Here is a 23,834-nt window from a genome sequence, read left to right on the forward strand (position 1 = left end):
TGAAAATCTTTGGATGGATTTGAGATGACCCTTCTCGTTACCGGTGGAACCGGCTTCGTCATGAGCGTCCTTGCACGGGCATGGCTAGAACGTGATGCCAATGCGCGCGTCGTCATTCTCGATCGCGCCGGCCTGGATGCGGTGGCGGAGCGCTATTTTGAGCCGGTCCGTGATCGGCTGACGGTGGTCACCGCCGACATCTGCGAGCCCACTCAATGGGATGCGAGACTCGACAGCCACGATGTCCGCTACGTGGTGCATGGCGCCACCGTCACCCCCATCTCACGTGGCAGCGCGGCTGAAGCAAAGCGTCAGCCAGAGGCCGAAGACCCGGCCAGGATCGTCGATGTCAATTTCATGGGCACGGTGCATATTCTCGAATGGCTGAGAAAGCGTCCCAGCATCCAACGCCTCGTCTTCGTCAGTTCGGGATCGGTCTACCGTCATCACGGGCCGGACTGGACGGGCGAACCGCTTCCGGAAGACGGCTATGTTGCACCGCTGACGCTGTACGGCATTTCCAAGTTTGCAGCTGAGATGGTCGTCAACCGCTACGCCGATCTTTTCGGTCTGTCGGCAGCCTCCGTCCGGCTTGCGTCGGTCTATGGACCGATGGATCGGGTCACCGGCAGCCGCAATTTTCGGCATGTGCCAAACCGCGTCGCCCATATGGCGCTTGCCGGGGAAGCCGTCCGGCCGAACAGCCTGGAACCTGTCGGCGATTATGTCACCTCGACGGATGTGGCGGATGCGATCATCGCGCTGCTTCTCGCAGAGCGCCTCCGTTACCGGCACTACAATATCGGCAGTGGCGAGACCTCGACCATCGGCGACATTATCGGCTGGGCGAAGGAGCGCGCACCTTCTCTGCAGGTCGAAGTGAGCCCGGCGCAAACCGCCAACATCATCCAGGACATTTCACTGAAAGACGGCATGTGGGGAGCCTACGACATTGCCCGTATCGCGCGGGACACGGGCTGGCAGCCACGCAGCGCCAGGCAGTCGTTCCACGACTACATGGACTGGATCGTCGAAAACGAAAATCAGAGCGAGGGAAAGTGATGAGCGCTGCTGCAAAAGATCAATCGCGCGATTTTGTCGGCTATGGCCCGAACCCACCGGTCATCACCTGGCCAGGTGGCGTGAAGCTGGCGATCAACCTTGTGCTGAACTATGAGGAGGGCGCCGAATATTCCTGGCTTGAAGACGGGCGAAACGACAACTGGGGCGAATACAATATCCCCAACAGTCCGCCGTTGCGCGACCTCGGCACCGAAACACATTTCGAATATGGCAGCCGCGCCGGCGTCTGGCGCTTAGCACGACTGCTCGACCGCTGCGACATCCCCGTAACGGTATCGGCCTGCGCCGTTGCGCTGGAGAAAAACCCTGCCGTCATCGAGTGGATGAATGCCCGTGGCCACGACCTGCTCGGCCACGGCCTGCGCTGGAGCGAATATTCCGGCATGCCGCGCGATGAAGAGGAGCAGCAACTCCACGAAGCCGTCGCCCTCTATCAGAAGTTGACTGGCAAAAGGCCGCTCGGCTGGAATTGCCGCTCCTTTCCAAGCGTCAACACCCGCGATCTGATCGTCAGGGAAGGCGGCTTCCTTTATTATTCGGACCCCTGCAACGACGATCTTCCGTATTTCCTCGATCACGAGGGTACGAAGCTTCTCGTCGTACCCTATTCGAAAACGCTGAACGACAGCCGCTATCTGATCGCGCCGGGCTATAGCAATCCGCGCGACTTTGTCGAGGATTGCCGATCGGCGATCGACTACATGATCGGCGAAGCGGACGAAACCGGCGGGCGAATGCTGACGATCGGCGTACATGCCCGCTGGATGGGCCAGCCCAATCGCGCCTCCGGCCTGCGTGACGTTATCGAACACGTCAAGTTGACCCCCGGCGCCGCCTTCATGCGGCGCGAGGACATCGCCCGTTATTGGATCGCTCATCATGGCTGACGGCACGCATGCACTGACGGACGGCCATTTGCGTGCAGAGACGATGAGTGGCGCCGAATATATTGCCGGGGTCCTGAAGGAGGAAGGTGTCAAGCAGATCATCGGCTTTCCGGCGAGCGAGCTTTTTGATGCTTCAGCCGCGCTCGACATTCCGCCGCTGATTGCGCGCACGCAACGCGTCGCCGTCAACATTGCAGAAGGCTATGCCCGAGCGACAGCCGGCAAGGAGCTTGCCGTTGTCACCGTGCAATATGGTCCGGGTGCCGAAAGTGCATTTGCCGGCATTGCGCAGGCTTTCAACGACCGTGTGCCGATGCTGTTCCTGCCGACCGGCTACCCCCGCGGATCGGAAGCAGTCGCCCCGAATTTCGAATCCCGCCGCAACTTCCGGCACATTACCAAATGGTGCGAGGCGGCAACGCAGGTCGATGATCTGCCGAAGCTGATGCATGCGGCGATTTCGCGTGTCAGAAACGGGCCGCCCGCGCCGGTCCTGCTCGAATTGCCGGTCGATCTGCTGGCCGAAAGGCTTGATGCTCTGCCGACCGATCATCGTCGACCACGCCGTAGCGTACCGCAGGCCGGCGACCGTGAGGTGGTCGATCTGGTCGAAAGCCTGCTCGCCGCCAAAAATCCAGTCATTCTCGCGGGGCAGGGGGTGCTGTCAGCATCGGCGACGCCGGAGTTGGTCGAGCTTGCCGAACTCTTGAACATTCCGGTCATGACGACGCCGAACGGCAAGAGTGCCTTTCCGGAAGATCATCCGCTTGCTCTCGGAACGGCCGGACGCGCTCGGCCCGCGACCGTCGACCATTTTCTCGAGGGGGCGGATGTGGTGTTCGCGCTCGGCAGCAGCCTAACGCGCTCCTACTACATCCTGCCGGTCCCGGACGATAAAACCATTCTGCAGGTCACGCTCGACGAGGCGGATCTCGGCAAGGACTATGCGGTTGCCCAGGGCGTGGTCGCAGACGCCGCCTCGGTCGTGAAACAGATGATCGCGCTCATCCGCAGCAATTATCTCCCTCTCGGCGAACGTCAGCAGCCGGCAGCAGAAATCGCCGCTATCCGCGCCGTCTTCATGGAGAAGTGGATGCCGCTGCTGACGTCGGACAGCACGCCCATCTCGCCTTATCGCGTCGTCTGGGAGATCATGCAGGCGATGGATCCGAAGACTTCGATCGTCACGCATGATGCCGGCAATCCGCGCGACCAGTTCTGCCCGTTCTACGTGGCAACTACACCCGGCAGCTATATCGGCTGGGGCAAGACGACCCAGCTCGGCAGTGGCCTTGGGTTTGCGATCGGGGCCAAGCTTGCGCGCCCCGATGCGACGGTCGTCAATCTGATGGGCGAGTCCGCCTTCGGGATGGTCGGCATCGATTTCGAGACCGCCGTGCGCTGCAATCTGCCTGTCTTGACCATCGTGCTCCGCAACAACGTGCTCGGCGGTTATGCGAAAAGTATGCCGATTGCCAGCACGAAGTATGGCGCAAATCAGGTGACAGGCAATTACGCGCCGATCGCCGAGGCGCTCGGCGGCCACGGGGAGTGCGTGCGCGACCCGGCACAATTACGCCCCGCATTGCTGCGCGCCCTCGCCAAGGTCAAGGCTGGGCAGGCAGCCCTTGTCGAGGTCGTCACGCACGAAGAGCCGCGGCTCGCGGGTCTGTGGTAGGGAGGCGGAGGTTGGAATGTTCGACACGCTGATTACCGGCGGCATGGTGGTTACTGCAACCGGTCAAAGCCCGGCGGATATCGGCATTCTCGACGGACGCGTCGCGGCCCTGCGAGCGCCGGGTGAGCCCGCGATGGCGCGCAGCTTCATTGATGCGAGCGGCAAACTCCTGCTGCCCGGCCTGGTCGACGCCCACGTTCATCTGCGCGAACCGGGGCTGACGCAGAAGGAAGACTTCGAAAGCGGCACGCATGCCGCAGCGCTTGGCGGTGTCACGACCATCCTCGACATGCCGACGGACGATCCGTGGACGGCAACCGCGCAGCAATTGTCGGATAAGATGGAAAGCGCTGCGGGGCGGATCAGTGTTGATGTCGGTTTTCAAGCAGTAGTTTCGAAGCGCTGTGACAGCCTGGAGGACCTGCTTGCCTTGTCGCCTGTTTCTCTTGAACTGTTCACTGCCGACGTACCCGTCGACTACTGTTTCGACAGTCTGGATGCTGTCACTGAGATGCTGCGCCGGTTGGCAGGCGTCGGGCCGGTGATCGGCGTTTCCCCTGGCGACCAATCGATCCTCGAGGGCAGCGCCGGACGTGACCGTGGTGGCGATATCCAGGCATTTCTGGCAAGCAGACCGCCGCTCGCCGAAGCCGGGGGTATCGCTCGCGCGGTGTTGGCGGCGGCCGAGACCGGGGCACACGTGCATGTGCGCCAGGTCAATTCGAAGCTTGGAATCGAGACCTGGCGCCGCCTTCATGGCATGGCGGATGTCACCGTCGAAACGACGCCGCAGAACCTGTTCTTCACCTCCGGCGAATACGAGATCTCCGGCGCCAGACTCAAGGGATCGCCTCCGTTCCGCAGCCACGACGATGTCGCAGCCCTGCGCAATGCGGTCGCGGAAGGACTGATCACAATCATGGCCACGGATCACGCGCCGCATAGCCGAGCCGAGAAGTCGGCGACCTATGGATCATTTGCCGACATTCCCGGTGGGATGCCGGGCCTCCAGACGCTGCTTGCGGTGATGTTGGATCTTGTCGCTGAAAAGCTCATCGCACTTCCGGATCTGGTGCGCATGTGCTCCTATAACCCTGCTCGCCGCTTTGGGCTCGGGCTCTCGAAAGGATCGATCGCCGTCGGTTGCGATGCAGACATCCTTATTGTCGACATGACCCGTTCCACCGCTATCACGGACGCCGGTCAGCTTTCGCGTGCAGGCTACACGCCGTTTCACGGCAGACGCACCGCTGGCAAGCTGACGGATGTCCTCCTGCGCGGCGAGTGCATCGTCAAAGACGGAACGCTCATTGCTCCCTGCCGCGGTCAAGTTGTCCGCAGCGTTGCCTGAAGGAACTCCCATGCCTCTGCTTGATAGAAAAGTTGCAATTGTTACCGGCGCCAGTTCAGGTCTCGGCCGTGCGATTGCGCTGCGCTACGCGGAAGAAGGCGCGACCGTTGTGATTGCCGATGTCTCGGAGGCGCCGATCGAGGGAGGCGATACCACGCTTGCCCGCATTATGGCTGCAGGGGGAACGGGCCTGTTCATCAAGACCGACATCTCCAACTGGGCGGATGTCGATTCACTCGTCACGCAAACGGTGAAAGAGTTCGGTCGGCTCGACATCATGGTCAACAATGCTGCGATCTACACCTCGACCAATCTTCTCGAAACCTCTCCGCAACAATGGGACCGGGTGATGTCGGTCAACGTCACCGGTTTCTTCTATTGCTGCAAGCGCGCGGCTGAGCAGTTCCTGACGCAGGAGCCTGAGGGCGAGGCACGAGGGCGGATCATCAATATTTCCTCCCAGCACGGCATGCTGGCTTGCCCAGGTGATTTTCCCTATGGCGTCAGCAAGGGGGCGATCGTGCAGATGACCCGACAGATCGCCGTCGACCACGCCGCCAATATGATCCTCTGCAACGCGATCGCGCCGGGGAAGATCATCACCGGCAAGCCAGGTGTTGCCAATGATCCCGACGCGCTCGACTATTCGCGCCGGCGCACGCCGTGGCCGCGCCTCGGCGAACCGCGCGACGTCGCGGGGGCCGCCCTTTTCCTCGCCAGCGAGATGGCGAGCTACATCACCGGCGTCAACCTGATGGTCGACGGTGGCTGGATGGCCGGCTGATCGGGTGCTGAACAAAAATCGACAACAACGGAAAGGAAGCAGACGATGGATCTGGGATTGAAAGGCAAGATAGCCCTGGTATTGGGCGCCGGCGGCGGGCTTGGCGGGGCAATTGCTAAAACGCTCGCCGTCGAAGGCGCGCGGATCGCGGTTGCAGATATCAACAGGGAAGCAGCGGAAAAAACGGTTGCCGATATCCGCACGGCTGGCGGCTTAGCGATGGCGCTTCAATGGGACCTTGCCGAACTCGGCGTGATCGAGCCCAATCTCGCCGCCATCGACGAGCAAGTCGGCTCGGTAGACATTCTTGTCAATATCACCGGCGGCCCGCCGCCGACGCTCGTTTCCGGTCAGAGTGCCGAGAGCTGGCGTAAATACTTCGACAGCATGGTTCTGTCGGTCATAGCAATCTCCGATGCCGTACTTCCCAGGATGCGTGAAAAGAAGTGGGGACGCATCATCACCTCGACATCATCTGGCGTCGTCGCGCCCATTCCCAATCTTGGCCTGTCGAATGCCCTGCGCATGTCGCTTCTCGGATGGTCGAAAACACTGGCGGGCGAGGTCGGTCGTGATGGCGTGACCGTCAATGTCGTCTTGCCAGGTCGTGTCGCCACACAGCGTATCGCCTTCCTCGACGAACAGAAGGCGAAGCGCGAAGGGAAGGCCGTCGAGGAGGTTTCAGCGGCAAGCACTGTATCGATCCCAGTCGGGCGCTATGGTGATCCGCAAGAATATGCCGATGTCGTCACGTTCATGGCAAGCAGGCGCGCCTCCTATCTGACCGGATCGCTGATCCGGGTGGACGGGGGGCTAATCTCAAGCGTGTGATTGCGCCCTGCCTTCGATTTCGGTTGGCAAGCAGGGCCTTTGACTGAAATTTCGACTGCCTTGACTGCGAGAAGAAGCCATCGGTTGGCCAGCGATGTTTGCTATGGCTTTAACTCTCAGTCATCGGCGCAGCCATCGAATTTCCAATGGACAGGCGCGGCATGGGAACAGTGTGAGGTGGGAGTGTCTTTTCCGGCCCCGACGTCTCGATTCGGTCTAAAACGATAATTCGCGGAAATCTTCGCGATGGTATCTATGTCCTGTAAAACCGTAGTAAGACGCGGCTTGATGGCGACATTCGCGAACGCCACCATCGCATGCGGGTTAGGGCAGAGTATGTCCCGCAGCTCGGAAGAGGCGATACCATTCCTCGCGGGTCATCGAGATAGAAGAACCGGCCGCGGCTTCGACGACACGTTCCGGCTTCGTAGTGCCGAGCACGACTTGAATTTTTGCCGGATGACGGATGATCCACGCAACCGCGATACCCGTCGGCGTTACACCGTAGGCCTTGGCGAGTTCGTCGATTGCGCCGTTCAGATCTGCGAAATTCTCGCTATCGCCGAGGAAGACGCCATCGAAGAAGCCCTTCTGGAAAGGCGACCAGGCCTGTAGCATCATCCCGTTGATACGAGAATAATCGAGGAGACCGTTGTCGCGGTCGATCGACTGGTCGAGCCCGGCCATATTGGCCGCAATGCCCGATGCAATCAGCGGCGCATGCGTGATGCTAAGCTGTACCTGATTGACGATGAGCGGTTGCTTGACCGCGGTTTTCAGCAGTTCGACCTGGCCAGGTGTATGGTTTGAAACACCGAAATGGCGGACCTTGCCGGCAGATGTGAGCGTGTCGAAGGCCGCAGCAACCTCTTCCGGTTCGACAAGCGTATCAGGACGATGCAGCAGAAGCACGTCCAGATAGTCGGTCTTCAGCGCTGCGAGCGACTGATCCACCGAGGCCAAAATGTGCTCGGCAGAGAAATCGAAAAATCCCTTGCGGATGCCGACTTTGCTCTGGATGACAAGCATCTCGCGTTCGGCGGCGGTGAGGAAAATCGCCTCGCCGAAACGAGCCTCGCAGCGATGCGGAGCACCGCCATAAATGTCCGCATGGTCGATATAGGTGACGCCGGCATCGCGTGCGCTGCCAACCAACTGCTGGATTTCGCCATTGCTCATATTGGCGATCCGCATCATTCCGAGAATGATACTCGACACTTTGAGGTCGGTCTGTGGAAGCGTGTATGTTTTCATTTCAGTAAAACCTCATGCAGGTTGCAAACTGGCTGACTTCACTTCTGGTAACAAATTTGATTGGCCGCATGCTCGCCGGGCGAGAGGCCGCTCCTCCGATTGCCTATTGTCGCGAACGATGCGCCGCGCAAGCTATGACCTCATCATCGGCGCGATTTGCTCTGATCACTCTTCAAGCAAGCGTGTTTCGCGTGCCTGCGTGACGCGATCATAGCGTCGCCTGCAGGCTTCGGGTCCTTGCGCTCGAGTGCAAGCACCGTCTTCGACAATCTCGGCGACGTCCGGCGTGTAGCCGCAAACCCGTCTCCGACCAGATCGGACAAACCGTGTGCCGTACGAGCTCAGCCCAGCACGTCATCCGCGCGGATTTAGCGCAACTCGCTTCCGCCCTCGAAAAAACTTTCGCCAGCGGCGAGATCGACTTTGCGTCGCGTTTGGCCGAAGCGAAGGATCGAACTGACATTGCGCGAGGCCGTGAGCCTAATCGTCAGCGGTTCGCCATCCTCCCAGTCAAGATCGAGCAGCATGCCGCCGCGGAGGCGCAAGCCACGGATCCTGCCGCCAGGCCATGCCGTCGGCAACGCAGGGAGTAAATGGATTTCCCCAGGGCGGGACTGCACGAGCATCTCTACGATGCCTGCTGCACCGCCGAAATTTCCGTCGATCTGAAAGGGCGGATGAGCGTCGAACAGGTTTTTATAGCTTCGTTCCGGCGTGAGAAGCAGTTTCAGTACGTTGTGGGCATGGTTGCCATCGCGCAGCCGCGCCCAAAGGTTGATGCGCCAGCCAATGCCCCACCCCGTCGCGTCGTCCCCGCGGATCTCCAGTGAACGGCGGGCGGCGGCGGCGAGGTCGGGGGTTCTGTCCATGTCGATCTGCCAGCTCGGATAGAGGCCGTAGAGATGCGAGACATGGCGGTGATGCATCTCCGGCGCCTGCATGTCCCAGTCTTCGAGCCATTCCTGCAACTGGCCATTCGCACCGATCCTGTCGGGCGCAAGGCGCGGCAGCACACGATCGATGTCGGCGACAAGATTGGGCTCTTCACCGATCGAGACTGCGAGAGGGCGCAGGAGACCCAAAAAATCGCGGATGAGCTGGCTATCCATCGCCGGACCGGCGCAAATCGAAGCTCCGTACGGGTGGACGTTTTCGGGTGAAAGCGACGGGTTCGTCACCAGATAATCCGTGCCGGGAAGCGGGACGAGCACGTCGAAGAGGAAGTGTGCCGCCTCCCGGGCGATCGGAAACAGTCGACGTCGCATCGCGTCGGCGTCATCAAGGTAGTCGCAAGCGTCCAGCAACTGCGCCATCAACCAGATACCGCCCGTTGGCCAGAGTCCCCATTTGGCGCCGTCGATCGGTCCCGTTGCGCGCCAGAGATCGGTATTGTGATGCATGACCCAGCCGCGGGCGCGATAGTGTACATGTGCCATCGCCTTGCCGGTCTGGGCAAGCTCTTCGGCCATTGCGACGAGCGGCTCGAGGCACTCGCGCAGATTGGCCGGTGCCGGTAGCCAATAGTTCATCTGGAGATTGATGTTGGCTGTGTATTTGCTGCCCCAGGGCGGCTCCGTTTCCGCATTCCAGATGCCCTGCAGATTGGCCGGTTGCGTCCCGGGACGCGACGAGGCAATCATCAGGTAGCGACCGAACTGCACATACAGCGCCGCCAGCGCCGGATCATCGCCACCAGCGAATCCAGCGATACGGTGGTCGGTTGGAAGCGACGCTGCAGGCGTCGATCCGAGATCGATGGCGAATGCGCCAAACAGCCGCCGATGCTCTTCGATATGGTCGTCGCGCAACGATACGAAGTCGCGCGAAGCGGCTCTTTCGAGCCTATCGACGATATCGCGCTCGGGATGTCCCAACACGTCGTCGTAGCGCCTGAAGCTCGTCGCCGCATCGAGAAGGACCAGAACCTCGTCAGCGCCTTCTACCGACAGGGCTCCCCCCGAAGCGTTCACCGTTCCACCGCTGTTGATAAGCCGGATGCCAAAGGCGAACCGGAGAGCGGCGGCAATGCCGGATTCTGCTTTGCCCTTTCCCGAAAAGCTCAGCTGAGATCCCTCTCCTATGCGCATCTCTCCCTGCTGTGGACTGTCGATGGAGATCCGGCAGCTTATCGCGCGTTTCCGGTCAGCGGAGAGGCGCAGGACGAGCACACCATCGACTGGCGACACGAAGGCTTCGCGCAGGTAGGTGGTGCCGTCGGCAGTGTAGGACGAGGTAGCGATGGCGGTATCGAGATCGAGCGCGCGCCGATACCCGGAGACGCGCTCGGCGCGCTTGAATTCGAGGCGGAGATCGCCGATCGGCTGGTAGGACATCTCCTTGATCGGCCGTGCCATCAGATGTTTCTCGGCCAGCGCCTCGGCGTCCGCATAGTTGCCGTCGAAAATCAGCTGCCGCACGGTTCCCAGATGACCAAAAGCGTCTGGATTGACGGGCTGATAGGGACCGCCGGCCCAGAAGGTGGATTCGTTTATCTGCAGGTGTTCGCGCAGGGGATCGCCGAAGACCATGGCTCCGAGCCGGCCGTTGCCGAGCGGCAGCGCGTCCGTCCATAGCTGTGCGGGCGTATCGTACCACAGAAGATGAGCGGTCATGGCTACTCCGCCGGAAGAGTGTTTGCCGGGCGCGTCCCGCGGATGCGCTCACCGTCCCCACCGAAGAGCAGGGCCCTTCGTGCGGGGAAGCCGGCAGTGACGATTTCCCCCGGGCGGCGGATGGTCTCGGAGCGGTCCTCGATGATGACGGCCTGCCCGGAACTCAGCGTGCCATAGATGAAACGGGTGCCGCCGAGATTTTCCACCACGTCGACCTTGAGGTCGATTGCGCCGCCAGCATCGTCACGTCCGGTGAAGTGCTCGGGCCGAATGCCGGCCTTGATCGGGATGTCGCCTTCGCCCCGCAAAAGACCCGTCTTGAAGACAGCGCCGCAATCGAGCCTGACAACGCCATTGGGGTCCAGCGTGCCATCCAGGAAATTCATGCGCGGGGAGCCGATGAAACCGGCGACGAAGAGGTTGTCGGGGTCGGCATAGAGCGTATCCGGTGTCCCTGTCTGCTCGATCTTGCCTGCTCGCATGACGACGATCTTGTCGGCCAGCGTCATCGCTTCCGTCTGGTCATGTGTGACATAGATCATCGTTGCGCCGATGCGCCGGTGCAGTTTCGCGATCTCGACACGCATGGACACTCTGAGTTCAGCGTCGAGGTTTGACAGCGGCTCGTCGAACAGGAACACGGCGGGATTGCGCACGATCGCCCGGCCGATGGCGACACGCTGACGCTGACCACCGGAGAGTTGCGCTGGCTTGCGCTTCATCAGCGGTTCAATCTGCAGCGTTGCCGCCGCAACAGCAACGCTGCGCTGGATTTCGGCCTTGCCAAGGCCCGCCATGCGCAGCGAGAAGCCGATATTCTGCTCGACGGTCATATGCGGATAGAGCGCGTAGTTCTGGAAAACCATGGCCACGCCGCGCTCGATCGGATCGGCTTCGTTCATGCGCCGCCCGTCGATCTTGAGGTCGCCTGCCGTGATCTTTTCGAGGCCGGCGATCATCCGCAGCAGCGTCGATTTTCCACAGCCGGAAGGGCCGACGAACACGGTGAACGAGCCATCGTCAACGCTCAGATTGAGATTGCCGATCGCCTCAAAGCTCCCATAGGTTTTGTCGATATTCTGCAATTCTACGCTGGCCAAAATTTCCTCCCTTTGACCGCTTGGCAAGCAGAGCGCGTCAGGTGATCCGTCGCGTCGAGCCTCGCAGGATGATGTCGCATTCGAGAACGACGCTGCGCGTCGCGCCGCTCGAGGATTCCGTCAGGCGTTCCACAAGAATGTCCGTGATCTTTTCCGCAATGCCGGCGACCGGCTGCGCGACTGCGGTAATGCCAGCTTCGTAGAGCCGGAAGACCGCTACATCGTCGAAGCTCGCCAGCGAGATATCGTCGGGCACGTGACGACCGTTCTCCTTCAGCCAGCTGAGTGCCCCGACCGCCATGCCGTAATTGGCGGAGAAGATAGCTGTGGGTGGGTTTTCCAGCGACATCAGTCGCTTGGTCGCCTCGTAGCCGCCATCCATGCGCCAGTTGCCGCGCACTGCCATTGAAGGATCCACCACGATGCCCCGGTCGCGCAGCGCCTGCTCGTATCCGGCCAGGCGTTCGATGCCCGACGAATTGCGCGGGTCACCCGTCAGCATGCCGATGCGCGTATGGCCGAGATCGATGAGGTGGCTGATTAGGCGGTAGCTCGCACGGTGGTTTTCGACCATCACCCGGTCCGCCGCGAGCCCACGCACGTCGTTATTGTAGAAGATGATCGGCACGTCATGTTCGATCAGGTCGTCCACCCGGTCATAGACTTCGGCCGTCCCATCCATGATCAGCGCATCGACGCGCTGCGCGGCGAAAAAGTCCAGCGCTTCGGCAACCACGCGCGGATCGCCGCCATGGCAATAGGTCAGGAGCGCGCGACCAGTCGAGCGGACCGAAGTGGCTAGGTGCTCCAGCATGCGGGCATGAAACTCATCGAAGGTCGGGACCAGAAAGCCGATCATATGGGTCAGATCGGTACGGATAGACGCTGCCGCTGCATTTCGCCGGTAGCCGAGCTCCTGGATCGCCCGCTCGATCTGCTCACGGTTCGAGCGACGGACCGTCTCGCCGTTGAGATAACGCGACACGGTGCCGACAGCGACGTCCGCCACCCTGGCAACGTCGATGATCGTGGCTCCCCGCCGCCTTCCGGCCGTCCGATCCGTTTCATGCATTTCAAGCGGGCTCCTGCAGGTATTCATGGGATTGTGACACGTTTTCGCGCCCATCTCCGTCGTATAGCCCAGCGCCCGGCCGCTCACCAGCATTGCGAGCGGCGGTGCGAAGTCTGAAACATAGAAGGCGTCGATCTTCATCAGGCGCCTTCGAAGACCACGGCACTATGGATGCGCAGCCGTGGTACCGTGATGCTGATGGCGCCGTCTGCGCCGGCTTCCCACGCCAGATCCTCTCCGGTCATGGCATCGAAAACCCGCTTCGGCTTTGCCGGCAACCGCACGCTGGCGTTAACCGGGCCGATCGACGGGATGTCCTCGATCATCTCCATCACCCGTGTCGAGCCGTCATCGCCACGAACATCCTTGCCGCGGATCTGCGGCGGTCCGTAGAGAAGATGCAGGATGTGGCGATTGTGCCCAATCTGCCGGGTCAGTGTTGCCCGGCCGGATGAGGGAAGATCGGTAACCATCGCCGGATCGGGAACGAGACGATCGAGAAGCCCGCGAACAACATATTTATAGAGCGGCTGCCCAATAGCCCGGTAAAGTCGAAAGATGGGGTAGGCGATATAAGCGATGCCCCCATGCTCGGTCACGGCAGCGCCAAGCATATCAGCCGCCGTATCGTCCGGAGCATGCTGGTGCGAGCAGAAATGTTTGTAAGACCGGTTGAAGTAGGAGGGGTAGATACCGGCCAGCACCGTTGCGCCGATCGGGCGGACGGTTTCGGCATCATCGTAGAAAACGAAAGCCGTTTCCGGCATGGACGGATCAAGGTCCTTGCCTGCCTTCACATAGCTCGGTCTGAACGCGATCGGCGTTGGCTGCCGCTCGATGCCGAAATCGATAGCAAAGGCCCCATCATCCCCGATGCCCGAATGCCAGGAGGCGATGATCTTGCCGCCACTGGCGAGATAGGCTTTCAGCCGCGACGCAAGGGCAGCATCGACCGGGATTTCGTCCGGCAGGATCAGCAGTCGGTATTCCTCGAAACGAGCGGAACTGTCGAGCACGTCGAAGGGCCGCTTCAGTTCCTGCAGCATCTGTGCTGCGCCATCGTCGCTCGGATGATTGCGCGCGCCCTTAGGATTCATATGCTCGGCCGACAATATGGCGATCTCGGAGACCTGCTTGGCGCCGTGCAGAAATGGCTCCAGCTTTTCGACGCGTCGATAGGCCGGCGCGATCGAGGCATAGGTATCAGGATTGATAGCGCCGTTCGGATGCAGTTGGTCGCCGACCAGGCACTTCGAGCCGAGCGCGATCATTTGCGCACATTCATAATCCAGTGCATCAGGGTGCTTGAAACCGCCGAACTCGCCCCACGAGGTGTGGAACTTGCCTGTATGAGCCAGGAAATCCATGCCGAGCGTTGCCGCGTAGCGCGCGCTGGACGGAAAGTGGTCGTAACCCCAACCGCCGGTCGGCAGGCTTTCAAGCTCGAGATGAGAATAGGTGGAAAAGCGCTTCGGGCCCTGCTTGTGGATATGTCCGCAATTGTAGAAGACGCGGAGATTCGGGAACTCCCTGAACAACGCCTCGCTCGTTTCGCGACGGAACTGTTCGTTGACGGCCTCGTCGTTTTTCAGCCGGTCCGCCGGATTTTCTGGATCGAGACCCTCGCACTGCATGCGCTCGATGCAAGCAGGGCAAACACAATCCGGCGTGAGGATGATATCGAAGAACAGACCCTGCGTCGGGTAGCTTTGCGCGACTTCGCGCGCCTGGTCGAGAATGTATTTCCGAAGGCCGGCATGGTTGAGGCAGAGCGTATGCCACGCCGGGCTGAGCTGCTTGCCCGCCGAAGAGTCGTCGGGACGGTCGTGATGGTATTGGTTCGACGCGGTCATGGCGCGCCATTCGGGATGTTCGCGCGCCGTCAGTTCGTCCCACTGTACCGAAATATAGATCGGGCTTTCGATATCGGCCGCTGACAGGGCCTTCACCATGTCGCCGAGGAGGTCCGGGCGGGCGAGCTGCGGATGTGGCTTGCCAACCTTGGTCGGATAGTAGGACCAGCCGTGATGGCACTTGGCGAAGATCGTGATCGAGTCGACATGCGCCGCCTTCAGCGTTGAAACGAAGGTATCCGGATCGAAGTCGGCGCCGATGCCGGGAATATGTTCCGACGTATGGAAGTCGAGATGGATCTGGCGGTAGCGCAGCGGCTTGTTTGTGGTGTTAGGCATGGTCCTATTCCTTTGCGCCGGTGCGGGTTTGAGAGCCGGCGGCGAACTGACGTTGGAAGACAAGAAAGACAAGGAGGGGAACGATTGTCGTGATGATCGCCGCCACCGAGCGCAGGTCCCAGTTGATCTCGTAGCTGCCGGAGATGCGGGCGAGCAGCACGGGCAGGGGTACGTCGCTGCGCAGGAAAAGCATCGGCAGCAGCAGGGCGTTCCAGGTCCAGAGGAACTGCAGGATGCCGACGGCGAAGATCGGCGACAGGCTGTTCGGCAGTACCACATGACGGAAGGTCGCAATCGGTCCGCAGCCATCAATCTTGGCTGCTTCCACTAGTTCGCGCGGGAAATCTTCGAAGAAATTTTTGACGAGGAAGATCGACCAAGCGAAGGACATCCCGACATAGGGAATGAGAACGGAGAGAATGCTATCGATCAGCCCGAGATCGCGCCACAGAGTGAAGAGCGGAATGATGACGACCTGCTGCGGCAGTACGAATGCGTTGATGATGATAATCAGCAAGATGCGGCGGAACGGAAAATTGAGGAAATGAAAGGCGTAGGCCGCTGCCGGCGTCAAAAGCATCGTCAACGCCGTCGCAATCCCCGCTGTTTTAATCGTCACCCACATGGATTGGGAGAGCGGATATTTCTCCCAGACGCGGTGCCACGCATTGAAGGTCAGATCGAAGCGCTCGAAGTGCCACCAGCCAAGCGAGACGCCCTCGGGAGGACGCAGGGAGGTAACAACAATGCCGGCGATTGGGATGACCCAGATGCAGGCGATGATGCCGACGAAGATGACAATCCAGCGGGGAGCCTTGCCGATCATTTCGCACCTGCCGTTCGCTGGATAATGGCGGGGATCGAGACGATGAGCACGGCCAGCAGCAGGATGACGGTCGCAGCGGCCCCATAGCCCAGTTTGAACTGGGTCATGGATTCTCGGTACATGAAATAGCCAACCGTCTCGGTTGAGCGCACCGGTCCGCCGCCCGTAAGGATGTAGATGATGTCGAAGGCGCGCAGCGCACCCAGAAGGTTGATGAAAACCGCGACACGCACGCCGGGCATCGACAGCGGCATCATGATGTGGCGCATGGTCGAGAGCGGCTTGGCGCCGTCCATATAGGCTGCTTCGAGCACGGATTTCGGGATTGCCTGGATGGCGGCGAAGATCAGCATCAGGGGCAAGCCTACGCCGCTCCACGATGCGGCTATGATGAGTGCCCACAGCGCCGTATTGGCATCGCCGAGCCAAGCATGCGAGAAGCTGGAAAACCCGAAAAGCTGGATCAGCGAATTGAGCAGGCCGCCGGCATCGGCCCTATAGATGCCAATCCACATGTAGCCCGAAACTGCCTCCGAAATACCGAAGGCGGCAAAGATCATCACGCGGAACGGCAGCGTCTGTCGTGGCGCGAACGCGCACGTCATTGCCAGAGCCCAGCCAATCGACACCGAAATCACCGTCGTCCCGATCGTGAAGATCAGGGTCGTTAGCATCGTGCTGCGAAAGGTGGCGTCCGAAAACAGCCGCACATAATTGCCAAAGCCGATGAAGGAAGGCTTCCGCAGGCCCTGTATGTCCCAGAAGCTCAAGCGGATAGTCTCCACCAGCGGATAGACCACGGCGACGGCAAAAAGCACGATGACAGGTGCGATCAGAATAAAAGCGGCGGGCGTGTCCCTGAGCAGACGTCGGCGGCCTTCAATGCTGACCGCCAGCGGAGAAACCTGCATCACGCCCGCCGCTTCCCGCACCGGGGAAGCGGAGGTTCCAGCCATCAGTAGGAACCCTGGGCCTTGGTTTCGATTGCCGCAAGGACGGCATCGATATTAGCAGCCGAGGGATCCTGCAGAAATTTCTGCAGCTGCACGCGATATTCATCGACGAGATCGCCGGGCAAGAGATCTCCGAGCACGAATTGCAACCTCGAGCTTGCGACCGCTGATGTCGCCACCTTCTGCGTCTCGCCATAGAGCGACGTGTCGGTATTACTGCTTGGTGACGCATAGCCGTTCTTGGCAAGAATGTTGGCGGCATCGGCGCTCGTCCAGAAATCGAGGAAGGCGTCTGCTGCCTTCGGATTGGGGCCGTTTGCCGTGACGAGCAGTTCCTTGGTATCGACGCTCGACGTGTCGTCATGACCCATGCCGAGGGCTGGGAACTGGAAGAGACCGTAATCCTTACCCTCGGTGAGTTTGTAGTCGTTCTTGGCGCGATTATTCATCCACATGCCGATCAGCAGGTAATTTTTGGCGTTCGCCTGGAAGATTTGGTCGGCTTCCCCGTCCCAGTCGTTGGCGAGCATGGTGTTCGGCGCGCCGCAGCAGCCCGCGGTCAACATTTCGGCATACTTTGTAAGCGCCGTCTTCACCGCAGGGTCGGTCCACGGAATTTCATGCGCTCCGAGCTTTGCTGCCGTCTCGACGCCGGCCGTCCTCAAGAGGAGCGTTTCGAACCATTCAGCATGCGCCCAGTATTTGCCGGGAATGGCAACTGGAGCCGCGAAGCCCGCGTTGGTGAGCTTCGCAAAGCTGGCCACGAAATCTTCCCACGTCTTCGGCGGCTCGGTGAGATCCGCCTTGGCAAGGTGCTCCTTTTTATACCAGATGCCGGAGCGGTCGCCGAAGGTGTAGGTCAAGCCATAGGTCTTGTCGGCTATAGCGCCTAGTTCCTTCCATGATTGGCTGATGAGCCTGTCCCAGCCGAAGGACTTCCATTGGTCGTCGATCGGCCGCAGCATGCCGGCATCGAGCAGTTCCTTCCGGAAGGCCGGCCAGGTGTTGTAGAGAACATCGACCACTTCGCCGCCCATGAGTGCCGTGCGGATGCCGCCGCGCATGTCTCCTTGGCCGGTAATGGCAACTTCCCTGATCGTTACTTTTGGATATTTCGCCGTAAATGCATTCTGGATCTGATGCATCATGTCGAGCTCGGAACCACCGAGCCAATTCAGCACTACAAGTTCGCCGCTCACGCTATCCTGCGCGTTTGCGCTGCCCGTCAACGCCATCAATGCGGCGCTTCCCGCACCGGCAAGCAGGGTGCGGCGACGTATCTCATGCGTGGATCTACTGCTGTTGGTCATGTCACATCCTCCCAAACGTTGACTTTGCCTTTCGCACTCAATTTAATTGAAACGTTATCATCTATCTTGAAACTAGCAAGGGTTTTGTCCGATAGTGCTTAGGAGCCGAACCGTTGCGTTCCGGCGGCGGCGGCGCTGCACAAGATAGGAGCATAAAATGACCCTGCTTAAGGACAGCGTAGCGGTCGTCACGGGTGGCGGTAGAGGAATCGGTCGGGAGATCGCGCTCCGGCAGGCGCGAGAAGGCGCCAAGGTCGCGGTGCTTGCGCGAACCGCCACTGAGATCGAGGAAACAGCCTCGCTGATTGAAGATGAGGGCGGGCAAGCGATCGCGGTGACGACCGACGTTACCCAATACAGCGCCGTCGAAAACGCTTTTGCCCGGATCGCATCTGAGTTGGGTCCGGTTGATACTTTAGTCAACAATCACGGTTCTTTCCAGGCTTTCGGACCGATATGGGAGTGTGATCCTGTTGCCTGGTGGCGGGATGTGGAAATCAACTTGCAAGGAACGTTTCACACCTCCCGCGCGGCTTGTTCGACAATGTTGGCGCGCGGCAGAGGCCGGATCATCAATCTCGTTGGCGGAGGGACGGGCAACAGTTTCCCACACGGTTCCGGATACGCATCGAGTAAAGCAGCGATCATGCGGCTGACCGAGTGTCTCAATGATACGACGATCGCTCATGGCATACGCGCCTTTGCCGTCGACCCGGGGCTCGTACGCACCGACATGACGGAAAAGCAGTTGTTTTCGGAGGCAGGCAAAACTTATCTGCCCGCCATCCAGCAGCTCTTCGACGATGGCATCGATATCCACCCTTCTCGAGCTGCACTTCTTATCGCGGACATCGCCGCCGGCCGTTTCGATGTGCTTGCTGGTCGCCTCTTGCGCGGAGTCGACGATCGAGATTTGCTCGAAAAGGAAATGGACGCTTTGGCTGAAGCCGATGGAAGGGCATTGCGCTTCAGCGCGATAGAGCAACAGAAACTCTGAGCGCGATGAAACGGCGCATCTTGAGGCGGAGCGGCCGCAGGACAAGGCTGTCCACGTTATTCTCGAAAACCACGCCACCCGCGAGCGTAACGGCGGATTTCGTCGTCAAAACGCCTCCGACGAGCGCGAAGCCGATGACCAGTGCATTCGGGTGCCGCGGTTTTGCGACGTCGGAGATGTGGTTCCGCAGCTTGAGCAGGACCGCGAGACCGGGCGTTGTAACTTCGACAACGCTGTCCGAGCTTGGTAGACAAGCAAGCACGGCCTGCTGTCGCGATGCATAGAGCCTCTTCATGCGGCGGATGTGCCTCAGATAGTGGCCCTCCCTAATGAACTCCGCGACCGCCATCTGCACTGCTGGACCTGGCGCAGGCATGAGGCAGGCTGCCGTCTCCGCGAATAGCGGCACAAGCGCCGGAGGCGCAATGACGAAGCCGAGCCGAAGCGCTGGACTTATGGTCTTGCTGAAGGACCCGATGCGGATGACACACCCGGCCCGGTCAAGCGAGGCGAGGGCGGGAGCGGCTCTGCCCGTCAGCTGTAGTTCGCTCAGGTAGTCGTCTTCTACGACCCATGCATTATTCGCCGCGGCCCAGTCGAGCAAAAGCAGGCGCCGTTCGAGCGACAAGGTGTGGCCCAGGGGTGCCTGCTGCCCCGGAGTGACAACCGCAAGCCATCCCCAGGTAAACCATGCGATTGATGGCCTTGCGGCGGAAGGAAAACGCCGGCCCGGATGGCCGCGAAGGATGACGAATTGCGGCGCGGATATCAAAGCCTGAAGCTAGAGTTGGAGTCGACAAACGAGAGCGGCATCGAGGAATACCTAGCCCAGAACGCACCGCTCATCGATCCCGTGGTAAGACCACCACCAAAGACCTTATGACGGCTCCGGGCCGGAGGCAGCCGCTGACGGCATTTGCTACCTAATACCGGAAGTCTATCCGCCAACCAGTTGTCTCGTGAGCAACCTTGGTTTCCAACAAGTGCATGGACTACCCGGCCTTCCTGCCTTTGAGATCGGCCTCGACGCTCTTCCGGAGTGCTTCCATAATATTGACCACATTGGATTTGGGAGCCGCTTCAGCAGCTTTTCCCTTCGACGCCTTATTGGTTTCAACACCTTCTTCTTCTCGGTGGTGAGCTTCAGTAGGCTAGTCTGAATGGGATCGCTGGCCATGTCAGGCGACCAGTGGGCGGACTGTCGGCCGGGACGAACTTGTCGATTTCGATCGTCTTCACCGTGTCGAGCGCGACGGCATCCAGATCGTCCTCGGTCAGGATAACGTAGTCGTTCTCCCCGCGAGCGTAGCCCTTGGCTTCGTTCTCGTCCTTGACGGGCTTGCCCGTGACGGAATCGATGTACCGGGAGACGACGCGGTTGCCCGTCTCTTTGTCGTAAGTAACATAGGCGACCGCTTTTGGGCGCATAGTTGCCGTCCTCGTCATGGCTCCGGCTCTCGATCGTGTCGTGATGGTCGCGAAAACCCAACCCGCGATCGCGGTCTCTTGTGAATCTAGTTCAAACCGAGGCCATCCGCGAGATCGGCCCTACCGATGTGAACTAGAGCTGAGTTCACCGAGTTCTTTTCGTCCGACGGAGCGGTCTGAAGCTCTGCGGCGGCAGCTTCCAAAACCTCAACATCATCATCCTCAGTGGAGTTCGATGAGCGTCCATCGAGATAGGAGAGGGTGATTGCCAGAGCGGTAGCCAGATTATGCATCGGGGGACGCCCCTTCCATTGCCGGGTCTGATGCCTTTCTGACGAGAGCCGGGGGCATCGATTTCGATTTTAAAGCAATTACACGTCCCGATGCAACCTGCAAAACCCTCGAGTTTACCGGTCCCTAAACATCTCAGGTCCGTGGTCCTTTCGATGAGAAGGACGTTCAACAAAGGCTATCTATTTAAAAGTAGGAGTGACCGCTTGATTACCCGAGTCTGAAAGAGGCTGAAAGAAATGCCGTCTATTTGCAATATCGCCGAGTAAAGCCGTTGACGGGCCTTCGACGATGGGTCGGACGAACGTACATCATTTGTTACTTCGCACCTGCGGTAATTGTCATACGATTCAAAACGCTAAATAATAACAAAAATCAGTTGCTTACTCGAGGTTTCTCGACTACGTTTTTTACAGAATAGTTTTGAAATAACCGGCCCTCGCCGGCGATGCTCAGCGGTCGTTTGACCTCGCTTGAGGAGGATGATGGCGTTGTTTGCCGGACTTCGTTTCTTTGCAATGGTGCAGCGAGTGCGTGATCTCGTCTCGATCCGATACCGAACTACGACGGCAATCTGACGCGTCGTAAACCCTTTGTTCCACTTTTCAAAGATGGTGCTCCCGTGTGGCGCGCCCGAGGTTTGTTATGCAAAAGCAAGCTGTCGTATTCAACGGTCAGGAAGTCGGGATCGCGGTCCCTGTCGAAAACCGCCTCAAATTCATCGCTGTCCGCTTCAATGTCATCGACTTGGACAACAGGCTCTTCGACACGGTTACCGAAATCCGGCGCGCCATTACTGAGCATCTCGCGTCCAGCGGTCGTGCGATCACCTCGCACTGAATGGCAGGAGATATTTTTCTACGTTATGCGGCGTCCGTCGTCGGAGGCCGACATGAACGCAAACCCCATCTGCTTCACAACGCTGCCCGATTACGAGAACTCAAAGGTGAAGAACGGTGGACGAAAGACCATCAGCCGAGGCTGTTCAAGGCCCCACGTCTCAACCATGAAACTCCCGAACACCATCATCGAACTGAATTCTCTCGTGGCTCCGAGGTCGATTGTCGTGTGGATGTCCGATTGAGATTCCTTGGGCCCAGCAAGCTGATCGGCCAGTGCTTAGGGCTCTTGCTTCCTATTCACGAACTTCAAGCTTGTCGCCATATTTCAAGGCGAGCCGACGGCAGTCCTCGCAATTCAACATAATGCCCTCCGCAACGACACTCGCGGCGGCGGTCGTGCAAACCGAAACGTCCAGTCTCGCGACATGCAGAATTGCATTACCCAGTAGCATATCGCAGGGCGCAGTCTCGACTTCGGCCCCGCCCACGCTATGCGCAACGACGCCGCGCACGGTCGCCAGCATTCCGCGCTTTCTTAATATGGTTATGTCGGCATCCCTTGCCATGACGATCCCTTCTGCCGCCCGGGGCGCAGGATGTCCGCCCGATACGCCGCATCTGCAACCAAACGGACGCGAGACACCGAAGTTCCCATCGCCCATCCAGCGGACATTCCAGGAAGAAGCGCCGCGGATTTTCGTTCTTCACATCCTTGGTCCACGCATCGGCGGACGAAATCTCGGGGGCTGCGTGGCGGCTGTTGTCGATTGGAACGCCGAGATTTGAACCGCGGCCTGATTAGCGTACCTTCTACAAGAGTTCCCAACGCGGCGAGAAACCATTCCGGATACTTGACTTGTCTGCCGTACGAGTTTCGGGGAGCCTAGCAGCCGGCGGTATCGTTGTCACTGCAGGGGAAGCGGCCGAGCTTCGTAGCGGATATTAACGTTTCCTGCGAGGTCAAAGGACTGTCAGCGATGCATCGGGTCGGCGTAATCAATTAGAGCGGAAGCGAGGATTTCGCTCCTCTGACGCTTGTAATGAGCGACCGAGAAAAACACAGGATGGTCCGATCACTCCGCGACGGTCCTCATTGTCGGCCGGTTGACACGACACACTCACGATGAGAAGGCTGCGAGGGCGAAAACACTGTGGCCGGAAGTAAGCATCCATCACTGGTGAAGAGGCTGAACGATTCCAGCATTATCTGAGAAGAGCAATCGTTCGAGATCACAAATCACACCTCGTCGTGTGCAGAAACAGGCTCGGCTCATCGTTGATGCGTCAATTTACAGTCCGATGTTGGTTCTCCTACCGTTCTATTTCGGTCGAGTAGGGGATTTCGGCTTCCTTCAACGCCAACAAGAACAACTCCAGAGCGCTTTCGTCTGAAACATGTCCGTCATCGACGCCTTCACAGGCTTCAAGGGCCGCGATGTAAGCCTTTCCGTCAGAGACTGGCCAACGGGCCGATAGGAGATCGAAGGCCTGTTTTGCCGATCTCACGGTGATCGACTTTCGCAAATGTATAACGACATTCTTCCACAAGACACACGCTCCATCGCTAGCGGACAAACCGCCCAAACGGAGCGTCCACTTCGTCCCAACTTCAGTCTACGACGAAGGTTCCTGGCGCTTGTTTTCAGCCATCCTGAGGTCCAGTGCCTGTCGCAACTGGCCCGCTGACAAGTCCGGGTCTGCACTTAAAAGATCAATGGCGGCAGCGTATGCGGCTTCCGCGCAATTCCCGCCTGCATCGACGGAGTTCGCGTCGCACCAGTCGGCTATTACCTTCGCGAGCATCTCTATGCGCCGTTCGGATAGTTCCGGAAGATTTAAGAGGTTTAGAGACATTATTGTGGGCCCACCTAAGGCAAGAGCACGTCTGATCGCCCAATCGGCCTCGCCGATTGGTAAAATCGCCGACTGGAGTCTATACGCTTTTATATGGCGCGATGGTATGACGGTCCGCAAGGGGCCGAGTTCTACGGAGTGGCGGCGGCCCAAGGCCAATCGGGTGACAAGGCACTCGCCCTATCAGTCCGCCTGGGGCGGCCGCCTACCCTGGTATGACGTTGTCTCCTTCGGGGGCCAGGGTTTCGAGCCTGACACGGTTCTTTCGGAGGCGACCAGCGCGGGGTACCTGCTCGGAGGATTCGATCCCTAGACGTCCTTACGATTGCTGGTCGAGGCGCCCGACAATCTCGATTGTAACGTCACGTGGCATTTCAGGCCCTTGCTAGGGGGGTATGCGGGGAGGAAGAATTTGGTGACGGACTGCCAGACTCTTCGACTTTCTCGATCGTAGCCGAGGGGAGCTCCGACGCTAAGATCCTACGCCAC

At 59.6% G+C, this 23,834-nt stretch carries 18 protein-coding genes and 2 pseudogenes; 8 read left to right on the plus strand and 12 right to left on the minus strand.

Annotated features, from left to right (window positions below):
- Positions 1 to 24: 24 nt before the first annotated feature.
- From G9X68_RS18250 to G9X68_RS18275, 6 genes are read left to right on the plus strand one after another with little or no spacing between them, the layout of a single operon-like run.
- Positions 25 to 1,062, plus strand: a complete 1,038-nt coding sequence (locus tag G9X68_RS18250; RefSeq protein WP_171603574.1) for an NAD-dependent epimerase/dehydratase family protein — start codon at positions 25 to 27, stop codon at positions 1,060 to 1,062.
- Positions 1,062 to 1,970, plus strand: coding sequence for an allantoinase PuuE (locus G9X68_RS18255; RefSeq protein ID WP_168316416.1), 909 nt, complete (start codon positions 1,062 to 1,064; stop codon positions 1,968 to 1,970). Before G9X68_RS18250 ends, G9X68_RS18255 begins: the two co-directional genes overlap by 1 nt.
- Positions 1,963 to 3,648 carry a thiamine pyrophosphate-requiring protein gene (locus G9X68_RS18260; RefSeq protein WP_171377228.1) on the plus strand — a complete coding sequence of 562 codons (1,686 nt, stop codon included), beginning with the start codon at positions 1,963 to 1,965 and terminating at the stop codon, positions 3,646 to 3,648. The genes G9X68_RS18255 and G9X68_RS18260 overlap by 8 nt, the downstream gene beginning before the upstream one ends.
- 16 nt (positions 3,649 to 3,664) lie before the next feature.
- Complete coding sequence (locus G9X68_RS18265; RefSeq protein WP_171603575.1) at positions 3,665 to 4,999, plus strand: dihydroorotase; 1,335 nt, start codon at positions 3,665 to 3,667, stop codon at positions 4,997 to 4,999.
- Between the two features lie 10 nt (positions 5,000 to 5,009).
- Positions 5,010 to 5,783: an SDR family NAD(P)-dependent oxidoreductase gene (locus G9X68_RS18270; protein WP_171377230.1), complete on the plus strand. Its 774-nt coding sequence runs from the start codon at positions 5,010 to 5,012 to the stop codon at positions 5,781 to 5,783.
- 45 nt (positions 5,784 to 5,828) lie between these two features.
- Positions 5,829 to 6,614, plus strand: a complete 786-nt coding sequence (locus G9X68_RS18275) for an SDR family oxidoreductase (protein ID WP_171603576.1) — start codon at positions 5,829 to 5,831, stop codon at positions 6,612 to 6,614.
- Between the two features lie 324 nt (positions 6,615 to 6,938).
- Here G9X68_RS18275 and G9X68_RS18280 read toward each other — a convergent pair whose 3' ends face one another.
- The 8 genes from G9X68_RS18280 to G9X68_RS18315 all read right to left on the minus strand — a co-directional run bounded on the left by G9X68_RS18280 (position 6,939) and on the right by G9X68_RS18315 (position 17,933).
- On the minus strand, positions 6,939 to 7,868 hold the full coding sequence (locus tag G9X68_RS18280) for an aldo/keto reductase (RefSeq protein ID WP_168312010.1): 930 nt from the start codon (positions 7,866 to 7,868) through the stop codon (positions 6,939 to 6,941).
- Between the two features lie 368 nt (positions 7,869 to 8,236).
- Positions 8,237 to 10,480 (minus strand): glycoside hydrolase family 95 protein, encoded by a 2,244-nt coding sequence (locus G9X68_RS18285; protein ID WP_171603577.1) that lies wholly within the window; start codon positions 10,478 to 10,480, stop codon positions 8,237 to 8,239.
- Positions 10,481 to 10,482: 2 nt separating this feature from the next.
- The gene (locus G9X68_RS18290) at positions 10,483 to 11,580 is read right to left on the minus strand and encodes an ABC transporter ATP-binding protein (RefSeq protein WP_171603578.1); all 1,098 of its coding nucleotides are present in this window, start codon (positions 11,578 to 11,580) and stop codon (positions 10,483 to 10,485) included.
- 37 nt (positions 11,581 to 11,617) lie between these two features.
- Complete coding sequence (locus tag G9X68_RS18295) at positions 11,618 to 12,652, minus strand: LacI family DNA-binding transcriptional regulator (protein ID WP_168312030.1); 1,035 nt, start codon at positions 12,650 to 12,652, stop codon at positions 11,618 to 11,620.
- 140 nt (positions 12,653 to 12,792) lie between these two features.
- Positions 12,793 to 14,844 carry an alpha-amylase family protein gene (locus G9X68_RS18300; RefSeq protein ID WP_171603579.1) on the minus strand — a complete coding sequence of 684 codons (2,052 nt, stop codon included), beginning with the start codon at positions 14,842 to 14,844 and terminating at the stop codon, positions 12,793 to 12,795.
- A gap of 4 nt (positions 14,845 to 14,848) precedes the next feature.
- On the minus strand, positions 14,849 to 15,670 hold the full coding sequence (locus G9X68_RS18305; protein ID WP_171603580.1) for a carbohydrate ABC transporter permease: 822 nt from the start codon (positions 15,668 to 15,670) through the stop codon (positions 14,849 to 14,851).
- Positions 15,667 to 16,626, minus strand: coding sequence for a carbohydrate ABC transporter permease (locus G9X68_RS18310; RefSeq protein WP_168312015.1), 960 nt, complete (start codon positions 16,624 to 16,626; stop codon positions 15,667 to 15,669). Before G9X68_RS18310 ends, G9X68_RS18305 begins: the two co-directional genes overlap by 4 nt.
- On the minus strand, positions 16,626 to 17,933 hold the full coding sequence (locus tag G9X68_RS18315) for an ABC transporter substrate-binding protein (RefSeq protein WP_171603581.1): 1,308 nt from the start codon (positions 17,931 to 17,933) through the stop codon (positions 16,626 to 16,628). The genes G9X68_RS18310 and G9X68_RS18315 overlap by 1 nt, the downstream gene beginning before the upstream one ends.
- Positions 17,934 to 18,090: 157 nt before the next feature.
- On the opposite strand from G9X68_RS18315, the gene G9X68_RS18320 reads away from it, so the two are divergent.
- Entirely contained in the window at positions 18,091 to 18,930 is an 840-nt protein-coding gene (locus G9X68_RS18320) for an SDR family NAD(P)-dependent oxidoreductase (protein WP_171603582.1), read from the plus strand.
- Between the two features lie 124 nt (positions 18,931 to 19,054).
- Here the strand turns inward: G9X68_RS18320 and G9X68_RS18325 are convergent.
- Positions 19,055 to 19,603, minus strand: a pseudogene (locus G9X68_RS18325) (aminotransferase class I/II-fold pyridoxal phosphate-dependent enzyme); the annotation flags it as partial.
- A gap of 319 nt (positions 19,604 to 19,922) precedes the next feature.
- A pseudogene (locus tag G9X68_RS18330) lies at positions 19,923 to 20,376 on the minus strand (Ku protein).
- A gap of 918 nt (positions 20,377 to 21,294) precedes the next feature.
- Between G9X68_RS18330 and G9X68_RS18335 the strand changes: the two are divergent.
- Positions 21,295 to 21,489: a hypothetical protein gene (locus tag G9X68_RS18335; protein WP_003577126.1), complete on the plus strand. Its 195-nt coding sequence runs from the start codon at positions 21,295 to 21,297 to the stop codon at positions 21,487 to 21,489.
- Between the two features lie 295 nt (positions 21,490 to 21,784).
- Here G9X68_RS18335 and G9X68_RS18340 read toward each other — a convergent pair whose 3' ends face one another.
- Both G9X68_RS18340 and G9X68_RS32420 read right to left on the minus strand, forming a co-directional pair.
- On the minus strand, positions 21,785 to 22,057 hold the full coding sequence (locus tag G9X68_RS18340; protein ID WP_017959920.1) for a hypothetical protein: 273 nt from the start codon (positions 22,055 to 22,057) through the stop codon (positions 21,785 to 21,787).
- Positions 22,058 to 22,802: 745 nt separating this feature from the next.
- A complete protein-coding gene (locus tag G9X68_RS32420) occupies positions 22,803 to 23,075 on the minus strand; it encodes a DUF982 domain-containing protein (RefSeq protein WP_372353425.1) in 273 nt (90 codons plus the stop codon).
- Positions 23,076 to 23,834: the final 759 nt, after the last annotated feature.

Origin of the sequence: Rhizobium changzhiense (assembly GCF_013087625.1) — a bacterium.
In the GTDB taxonomy this organism is placed as follows: domain Bacteria; phylum Pseudomonadota; class Alphaproteobacteria; order Rhizobiales; family Rhizobiaceae; genus Rhizobium; species Rhizobium sophorae.